Annotated in this window: 7 protein-coding genes and 1 pseudogene; 7 read left to right on the top strand and 1 reads right to left on the bottom strand. The window is 72.0% G+C overall.

The genetic code is table 11. The features are described from left to right. Positions 1-193: 193 nt before the first annotated feature. Entirely contained in the window at positions 194-2,890 is a 2,697-nt protein-coding gene (locus tag E0D90_RS20225) for a penicillin acylase family protein (RefSeq protein ID WP_103502090.1), read from the top strand. A gap of 478 nt (positions 2,891-3,368) precedes the next feature. On the opposite strand, the pseudogene E0D90_RS27990 reads toward E0D90_RS20225, so the two are convergent. Beyond that, a pseudogene (locus tag E0D90_RS27990) lies at positions 3,369-3,833 on the bottom strand (5-formyltetrahydrofolate cyclo-ligase); the annotation flags it as partial. A gap of 127 nt (positions 3,834-3,960) precedes the next feature. Between E0D90_RS27990 and E0D90_RS20215 the strand changes: the two are divergent. The 6 genes from E0D90_RS20215 to E0D90_RS20190 all read left to right on the top strand — a co-directional run. Next, the gene (locus E0D90_RS20215; protein WP_130799534.1) at positions 3,961-4,875 is read left to right on the top strand and encodes a UTP--glucose-1-phosphate uridylyltransferase; all 915 of its coding nucleotides are present in this window, start codon (positions 3,961-3,963) and stop codon (positions 4,873-4,875) included. After that, complete coding sequence (gene glp / locus E0D90_RS20210) at positions 4,868-6,157, top strand: molybdotransferase-like divisome protein Glp (RefSeq protein ID WP_130799533.1); 1,290 nt, start codon at positions 4,868-4,870, stop codon at positions 6,155-6,157. The genes E0D90_RS20215 and glp overlap by 8 nt, the downstream gene beginning before the upstream one ends. 23 nt (positions 6,158-6,180) lie before the next feature. Then, positions 6,181-6,666, top strand: coding sequence for a cyclic pyranopterin monophosphate synthase MoaC (gene moaC / locus E0D90_RS20205; protein ID WP_174856230.1), 486 nt, complete (start codon positions 6,181-6,183; stop codon positions 6,664-6,666). Next, positions 6,663-7,265, top strand: a complete 603-nt coding sequence (locus E0D90_RS20200) for a MogA/MoaB family molybdenum cofactor biosynthesis protein (RefSeq protein ID WP_130799532.1) — start codon at positions 6,663-6,665, stop codon at positions 7,263-7,265. Before moaC ends, E0D90_RS20200 begins: the two co-directional genes overlap by 4 nt. After that, the gene (locus tag E0D90_RS20195) at positions 7,262-7,960 is read left to right on the top strand and encodes a GNAT family N-acetyltransferase (protein ID WP_103502094.1); all 699 of its coding nucleotides are present in this window, start codon (positions 7,262-7,264) and stop codon (positions 7,958-7,960) included. Before E0D90_RS20200 ends, E0D90_RS20195 begins: the two co-directional genes overlap by 4 nt. 107 nt (positions 7,961-8,067) lie before the next feature. Continuing rightward, a partial coding sequence (locus E0D90_RS20190) for a SepX/GlpR family protein (RefSeq protein WP_498072966.1) occupies positions 8,068-8,802 on the top strand: 735 nt, incomplete at its 3' end.

Below are 8,802 nucleotides of genomic sequence, written 5' to 3'. Positions count from 1 at the left end.
CCCCCCGCCTTCTCCGCCCCCGGTCGGCCCGCTGCCGGGAGTGGTCCGCGGGCCCACCTGCCGGTGCCCTCACGGCGGTTCGCGGCACCGCGGCCGGGGTGCGGGTGTCCGTCAAGCGCTCCCCGGCGGAGCGGCGCGCCCCTCGGAGTGTCTATGGTTGCTCCAGTCCGCCCATGGCCTGCGAAGGACAGCGATGCCCGCCAAGAAGAAACTGCGCCGTCTCCGTCTGTTCGCCATCTTCTTGGTGTTGTTGCTGCTGGCGGGGCTGGGATTCAGCGCGTTCTGGACGGTCAGCACGGTTCGTGCCTCGCACCCGCAGATGACCGGCCAGATCAAGATCGACGGCCTGTCGGCTCCGGTGAACGTCAAGCGGGATGCGAACGGCATCCCGCAGCTGTACGCCGACTCGGCCGAAGACCTGTTCCGTGCCCAGGGGTTCGTGCACGCGCAGGACCGTTTCTGGGAGATGGACGTCCGGCGTCACATGACGTCCGGGCGGCTCTCGGAGATGTTCGGTGACGGTCAGGTGGAGACGGACGCCTTCCTGCGGACGCTCGGCTGGCGCGATGTCGCCCAGAAGGAGTTCGACGAGGAACTGTCGGACGAGACCAAGGGCTACCTGGAGGCGTACGCCGCCGGCGTCAACGCCTACCTGGGTGAGCGTTCCGGTGCCGAACTCTCCGTCGAGTACGCGGCGTTGGGCCTGCTCAACGACTACGCGCCGGAGGAGTGGGACCCGGTCGACTCGGTCGCGTGGCTGAAGGCGATGGCCTGGGACCTGCGCGGCAACATCCAGCAGGAGATCGACCGTTCGCTGCTGGCCGGCCGGCTGAACCAGGAGCAGATCGACGAGCTCTACCCGCCGTACCCGTACGACCGGAACGAACCGATCGTCTCCGGCGGCCAGGTGGAGGCAGGCTCCTACCGGCCCTCCGGTGACTCCTCCGGGCTCGACACGCAGGAGCTGGACGAGCTGGGCAACGAGGTCTCCACCCAACTCGCCGCTCTGTCGACGACGTTGGACGAGATCCCGGCGCTGCTCGGTCCGAACGGCAGTGGCATCGGTTCCAACTCGTGGGTGATCTCCGGGGATTACACGACGACCGGCGAGCCGTTGCTGGCCAACGACCCGCACCTCGCCCCGATGCTGCCGTCGATCTGGTACCAGATGGGTCTGCACTGCACCGAGGTCACCGAGGACTGTCCGTTCGAGGTCTCCGGGTTCACCTTCTCCGGCATGCCGGGAGTGGTCATCGGCCACAACGAGGACATCGCCTGGGGGTTCACCAACCTCGGCGCCGACGTCAGCGACCTCTACCTGGAGAAGCTGAGCGACGGAACCTACCTCCGCGACGGCGAGGAGGTCCCGTACACCACCCGCAAGGAGACGATCCACGTCGCCGGCGGCGAGTCCCGGGAGATCACGGTCCGGTCCACCGAGAACGGCCCGATCGTCTCCGACCGCAGCCAGGAGCTGCGCGACACCGGCAATCTCGCCCCGGTGGGCAACGCCGCGCCGGACCGTGGCAACGGCTACGGGGTCTCACTGCGCTGGACGGCCCTGGAGCCGTCCCGCACCATGGACGCGGTCTTCAATCTGAACCGGGCGAGCGACTTCGACGAGTTCCGCGCCGCCGCCGCCGACTTCGCGGTGCCCTCGCAGAACCTGATCTACGCGGACACCGAGGGCAACATCGGCTACCAGGCCCCCGGGCAGATCCCGATCCGCGGTGCTGGCGACGGCCGTTACCCGGCTCCCGGCTGGGACTCCTCCTACGACTGGGAGGAGTACATCCCCCAGGAGGAACTGCCCTGGGAGTACAACCCGGAGCGCGGCTACATCGTCACCGCCAACCAGGCCGTGATCGACCCCGACGAGTACCCGTACCTCCTGACCGACGACTGGAACTACGGCACCCGCAGCCAGCGGATCGACGACCTGATCCAGTCGAAGATCAAAGACGGCGGCAAGATCTCGATGGGCGACATGCGCACCATCCAGCTGGACAACAGCAACGAGATGGCCAAGATCCTGGTGCCCTACCTCCTCAAGATCGACATTGAGGACTCGTACATCCGCGAGGCCCAGGAACTGCTGGAGGGCTGGGACTACACCCAGGACGCGGACTCCCCCTCCGCCGCGTACTACAACGCGGTGTGGCGACACGTGCTGAAGCTGGCCTTCGGTCACAAGCTGCCCAAGGAGGTCCGGGTCGAGGGGCAGTGCCTGCGGGTGCGTCCGGCGGGTGACTCCGGGCCCATCGAGGACATCGACGGCCGCGCGCCGCTGGTCCGTGAGTGCGGTCAGCGCTCGCCCGACTCGGCCCAGCCGGACGGTGGTGACCGCTGGTTCGAGGTGGTGCGCATCCTCCTCGACGAGGAGGACAGCGACTGGTGGAAGACCTCCGGCAACCGGACGGTGCCCAGCTCCGACAACCGTGACGAGCTGCTGGCGAAGGCCATGCGCGACGCCCGTTGGGAGCTGACCGCGCTGCTCGGCAAGGACATCTCCACCTGGAGCTGGGGCCGGCTGCACCAGCTGAACCTGGAGAACCAGACGCTGGGCACCGAGGGTCCGGCCCCGCTCCGCTGGATGCTCAACCGCGGTCCGTGGAACCTCTCCGGGGGCAAGGACGCGGTCGACGCGACCGGCTGGAACGCCGCGGGCGGCTACGAGGTGACCTGGGTCCCGTCGATGCGGATGATCGTCAACCTGGCCGACTTCGACGAGTCCCAGTGGATCAACCTCGCCGGCGCCTCCGGGCACGCCTACCACAGCAACTACACCGACCAGACGGAGCTTTGGGCCAACGGTGAGTTCCTGCCGTGGGTGCACTCCGAGCAGGCGGTCGAGGACGCCACCACCGACCGGATGGTGCTGATCCCCTGACCGACGGGGCTGAACCGGCACGACGGAGAGGGGCCACCCGCGCGGGATGCGCGGGCGGCCCCTCTCCGTCGTGGTGGGCGTCCTCGGCGTTCTGGGCGTCCTCGGCGCGGTGGTGCGCGCCGTGCGCCGCAGGCCCCGCCGCTCAGCCGGGGAAGCGGTGCACGCCCTCCGGGGTGAGCGCCGCGTGCACGGGCTGGTCGTGCGGCTCGTCCGGCAGGTGCCCGACGATCTCGTGCCCGTAGACCACCGCCATCAGCAGCGCCCGCCCGCCCGGACCGCCACCCGCCGCGGGGCCGTCGAGTACCGGCCCGTCGAGAACCGGCCCTCCCACGACAGGACCGTCCGCGACAGGACCATCCGTGACGGGACCATCCGTGACCGGTCCGCCCGCGAGGGAGCCACCCGCCGCCGTACCGTTCACCGCCGTGCCCCCGGCGCCCGCCTCCTCGGCCGCGCCGGTCACCGTGTCGCTGACGGCGAGGCGGGCCAGGGCCCGGTCGTAGGACCCGCCGCCGCGCCCCATCCGGACGCCACGGCCGTCGACGGCGAGCCCCGGCAGCAGCACCACGTCCGCCTCGGTGACCGCGTGCCTGCCGAGCCGGGCACCGGCCGGCTCGTAGAGCCGGATGCGGCCCGGGTGCTCGGCCTCGACGAGGCTGTCCTCGCCCTGGTACTGGGCCCAGTCGAGGTCGTCGTCGGGCAGCAGCACCGGCAGCAGCACGCGGGCGCCGCGCTCGTGCAGGGCGGCGATCAGCGGCCGGGTCTCGGGCTCGTGGCCGACCGCGACGTAGGCGGCGACGGTCCGCGCCGCCGTCAGTTCGGGCAGGGCGAGCGCCTGCTCGGTGAGTGCCGTGGCGGCGTGTTCCAGTTCGTCGTCGGCCATCGCCGCCCGCACCGCCAGCAGGTCGCGTCGGACCTGCCGTTTCAGTACCGCGATGGCCATGCTGTCGTCCACAGTTGCCGCTCCCAGGCGCCGGTCGTGCGGAGCCCTGAGACGGCGCTCCGCCCTGCCCTGACGCACCCGTTCTCGGTGCGCCGTACAAGCAGACTAAACGGATAAGGTGACCGGTATGACCTCACCACGCTCCCCGATCACCAAGGCAGTCATTCCCGCTGCCGGCCTGGGTACTCGGTTCCTTCCGGCGACCAAGGCCACGCCGAAGGAGATGCTCCCCGTCGTCGATCGGCCCGCGATCCAGTACGTGGTGGAGGAAGCGACGAGCGCGGGGCTCACCGACGTCCTCATGGTCACCGGCCGCAACAAGCGTCCCCTGGAGGACCACTTCGACCGTAACTACGAGCTGGAGGAGGTGCTGCGCGCCAAGGGGGACGAGGGCCGCCTCTCCCGGGTCCTGGAGTCGAGCGCGCTGGCCACCGTCCACTACGTCCGGCAGGGCGACCCCAAGGGGCTCGGCCACGCCGTCGCCTGCGCGGAGCCCCACGTCGGGCGGCAGCCGTTCGCCGTCCTCCTCGGCGACGACCTGATCGACCCCCGCGACCCGCTGCTCACCCGCATGACCGAGGTCCGCGAGCAGCACGGTGGCAGCGTGGTGGCCCTGCTGGAGGTCGACCCCTCGCAGATCCACCTCTACGGCTGCGCCGGGGTGGAGCCCACCGGCGTCGACGCCGTGGTGCGTGTGACCGGCTTGGTGGAGAAGCCCGAGCGGGCCGACGCGCCCAGCAACTACGCGGTGATCGGCCGCTATGTGCTGGACCCGGCCGTCTTCGACGTGCTGCGGGAGACCGAGCCCGGCCGCGGCGGCGAGATCCAGCTGACCGACGCGCTGCAGACCCTGGCCGGCGACCCCTCCCGCGGTGGCCCGGTGCACGGCGTGGTCTTCCGCGGCCGGCGGTACGACACGGGCGACCGTGCCGACTACCTGCGGTCGATCGTCCGTCTGGCGTGCGAACGTGAGGACCTGGGGCCGGACTTCCGGGACTGGCTGATGAAGTACGTCAACGGGGAGATGCGGGAGATTGAGTGACATCTGGTCGGTCTACGACCACCTGGAGGACATCCTCGGCGCGGTCCGGCCGCTGGAGCCCATCGAGCTCCAACTGCTCGACGCCCACGGCTGTGTCCTGACCGAGGACGTCACCGTGCCGGTGGCGCTGCCGCCCTTCGACAACAGCTCGATGGACGGCTACGCGGTACGCACCGCGGACCTGCGCGGCTGCGACGACGCCTCCCCGGCCGGGCTGCGGGTGGTCGGCGACATCGCGGCCGGCTCCGGCACGCTGCCGGTCGTCGGCCCCGGCGAGGCCGTCCGCATCATGACCGGCGCCCCGGTGCCGCCCGGCGCTGACGCCGTCGTACCGGTGGAGTGGACCGACGGCGGTACGGGCCGCGGGGCCGTGACGTCGATGCCGTTCGGAGCCGGCGGCCGCGGCGCCTGGGTGCGGGTCTTCCGCGCCGCCGAGCCCGGCGCCCACGTGCGTGAACGGGGCAGCGACGTCACCGCCGGCTCGCTGGCACTGACCGCCGGGACGGTGCTCGGGGCGGCACAGATCGGGCTGCTGGCGGCCATCGGCCGCGCCAGCGTCCGGGTACGCCCCCGCCCCCGCGTGGTCGTGATCTCCACGGGCAGCGAACTGGTGCAGCCCGGCGAGGCGCTGGGCCCCGGCCAGATCCACGACTCCAACAGCTTCGCGCTGACGGCCGCCGCCCGCGAGGCCGGAGCCGAGGTCTACCGCGTCAACGCCGTCGCGGACGACGTCGCGACGCTGCGCACCGTGCTGGAGGACCAGCTGATCCGAGCCGACCTCGTCGTGACCAGCGGCGGTGTCAGCGTCGGCGCCTTCGACGTGGTGAAGGAGGCACTCAGCAACCTCGACGGTCTGCCGGGCCGGGTGGACTTCCGGCGCCTGGCGATGCAGCCCGGCAAGCCCCAGGGGTTCGGCCTGGTCGGCGCGGCGCGGGTGCCGCTGCTGGCTCTGCCGGGCAACCCCGTCAGCTCCTACGTCTCCTTCGAGCTGTTCGTGCGTCCCGCCCTGCGGATGATGGCGGGCATGACCGACCTGCACCGCCCGCATGTCCGGGCCCGGCTGGGCGGTGAGACCACCCTGTCCTCCCCGCCGGGGCGCCGCCAGTTCCTGCGCGGCGCGTACGACCCGGACGCCGGCACCGTCCGCCCCGTCGGCGGCGCCGGCTCGCACCTCTCGGGCGCGCTGGCCCGCGCCGACTCGCTGCTGGTGGTGCCGGAGGAGACGACACGGCTCGAACCGGGCGCCGAGCTGGACGTGGTGCTCCTCGGCGCACCGGCCTGAGCGGCCGGGTACCGTTGCTCATCATGAGCAGCACCCGTCTGACGCACATCGACGAGGCCGGGTCGGCCCGCATGGTCGACGTCTCCGCCAAAGAGACCACCGCCCGCTCCGCCCGGGCCACCGGCCGGGTGCTGGTGACCCCCCGCGTGATCGAGCTGTTGCGCGCCGGTCCCGACCGGATGCCCAAGGGCGACGCCCTGTCGGTGGCCCGGATCGCCGGGATCATGGGCGCCAAACGCACCCCGGAGCTGGTGCCGCTGTGTCACCCGCTGGCGCTGTCCGGCGTCACCGTGGACCTCACCGTCGCCGACGACGCCGTGGAGATCGCCGCGACCGTACGCACCACCGACCGCACCGGCGTCGAGATGGAGGCGCTGACGGCCGTGTCGGTCGCCGCGCTGACCGTGGTCGACATGGTCAAGGCGGTCGACAAGGCGGCGGTCATCACCGACATCCGCGTCGAGGAGAAGACCGGCGGCGCCTCGGGGGACTGGAGGCGGCAGCCGTGACCACGTCGCCCCACCCCGCACCGTCCGAGCCCGCTCCGTCCGACCCCGCACCGTCGTACCGCGCGCTGGCCCTCACCGCCTCCAACCGGGCTGCGGCCGGGGTCTACCAGGACACCGGCGGCCCACTGATCGCCGAAGCGCTGCGCGCCATGGGATTCCGCACCGAGGGGCCGCAGGTCGTCCCCGACGGGGAGCCCGTGGAGTCCGCGCTGCGCGCTGCGGTCGCCGCCGGGTACGACGTGGTCGTGACCACCGGCGGCACCGGCATCTCACCCGGGGACCGCACCCCGGAGATGACGCGCCGGGTGATCGACCACGAGGTGCCCGGGATCGCCGAGGCGATCCGTGCCGCCGGGATGGCGAAGGTCCCGACCGCCGCCCTCTCCCGGGGCGTCGCGGGCGTCGCCGGCACCACGCTGGTGGTCAACCTCCCCGGTTCCTCGGGCGGAGTGAAGGACGGCCTGGCCGTGCTGCGCCCGCTCCTCGTCCACGCCGTCGACCAGTTGCGTGGCGGCGACCACCCGAGGCAGGACGGGACGGACCGCCGCGGCGGCCCCGGCGACCCATCGGCCCCCGAGACGTTCCGAGAACCCCGATGAGCGCGCACTGGCCGGTGGAGCTGACGGAGGGCGAGGTCGGGCTGCGTCCCATCCGGGCCCGGGACCAGGCGACCTGGCGGGAGATCAACCAGCGCAACCGCACATGGCTGCGCCCCTGGGAGTCGACCATCCCGCCCACGCCGCCCGGTCACTTCCCGCCGCGGCGGCCGACGTTCCGGCAGATGGTCCGTCATCTGCGGTCCGAGGCGCACGCGGGGCGGATGCTCCCGTTCGTCGTCACCTACCAGGGCCGGATGGCGGGTCAGCTGACGGTCGCGGGGATCACCTGGGGCTCCATGTGCTCGGCGCACATCGGCTATTGGGTGGACAGCGCGGTCGCGGGCCGGGGCGTGATGCCGACGGCGGTGGCGCTCGCCACCGACCACTGCTTCCTGACGCTGGGTCTGCACCGGCTGGAGATCTGCGTCCGGCCGGAGAACGCCCCAAGCCGCCGGGTGGCGGAGAAACTGGGTTACCGGGAGGAGGGCGTCCGGCCCCGGTTCCTGCACATCGACGGCGACTGGCGCGACCACATGGTGTACACGCTGACGTCGGAGGAGGCTCCCGACGGCGTGCTGCGGCGCTGGCGTGAGCAGCGCGCGGGGGAGTCCACCGGCGCCCCGTCCCTCCGCGCACCGGGCCGTGACGACCCGTGGGCGCCGCCGACACCGGGAAATAAGACAGACATTCGATAAAACCGGTCTGCCTTCATAACAATCCGAGGAAAAGACCGGGATGGCGGCCGGAACCCGCAACACACCGCGCAATTTGGCCGTTGCTCCCGTGCAAACCCCTCTACCGTGTGACCGTGAACAGCCATGGCCTCATCTTCGCAATGATCGTTGGGGCGTGGGCCGCGTATCTCGTACCGATGTGGCTCCGCCGCCAGGACGAGCTGAACGAAGCCCGTCCGACGGAGCGCTTCTCGACCGCCATCCGGCTGCTGTCCGGCCGTGCGGCACTGGAGCGCAGGTCCGCCCGGGAGACCGAGCGCCGCCGTCGGCGAGCAGCCGAGCGGGAGGGCGCCACCGAGCCCGAGGACGTCGTCGGCGACGCCCACGGCGCCCCGGACACCACCGGCGGTGAGCAGTTCCACGGTGGTGCCGACCCGGCTGAAGGCGGTGCGCGTGACTACGTGCCGGACCTACGCGGCTACGCCAATCCGGTGACCGAGGTGCGCGCCCCCCGCGATGCCGCGCGGGAGCACGCCCCCGAGCCGGTCGAAGCGGAACACGCCCCCGCCGCTCCGCGCGGCGAGGAACGCTCCGGAGTACGCGCCAAGGTCATGGCGAGACGCAGGCGCACCACCATGCTGCTCTTCCTCGGGTTCGTCGTCAGCGGTATCGCGGCCACGACCGTGGGCAGCGGGCCGCTGATGTGGCTCCCGGCGGTGCCGGCCGTGCTGCTCAGCGCGTACATCGTCCACCTGCGCAAGCAGGAACGGCGACGCTACGCCGTCACGATGGACCGACGCCGTGCCGAGGAGGCCGCCCGCCGGCTGCGGGAACGGCCCCGGCCCCAGCCCGTCGTCGAGGCC

The sequence above is a fragment of the Streptomyces otsuchiensis genome, from assembly GCF_004305975.1.
Lineage (GTDB): Bacteria > Actinomycetota > Actinomycetes > Streptomycetales > Streptomycetaceae > Streptomyces > Streptomyces otsuchiensis.
The sequence above is the reverse complement of the archived record's forward strand: the minus strand, read 5'-3'. Positions and strand labels throughout refer to the sequence as shown.

Bases quoted from the DNA above. Each gene is read 5' to 3' on its own strand.
- E0D90_RS20225 (WP_103502090.1), top strand. From the start codon at position 194: ATGCCCGCCAAGAAGAAACTGCGCCGTCTCCGTCTGTTCGCCATCTTC.
- E0D90_RS20215 (WP_130799534.1), top strand. From the start codon at position 3,961: ATGACCTCACCACGCTCCCCGATCACCAAGGCAGTCATTCCCGCTGCC.
- moaC (WP_174856230.1), top strand. From the start codon at position 6,181: ATGAGCAGCACCCGTCTGACGCACATCGACGAGGCCGGGTCGGCCCGC.
- E0D90_RS20195 (WP_103502094.1), top strand. From the start codon at position 7,262: ATGAGCGCGCACTGGCCGGTGGAGCTGACGGAGGGCGAGGTCGGGCTG.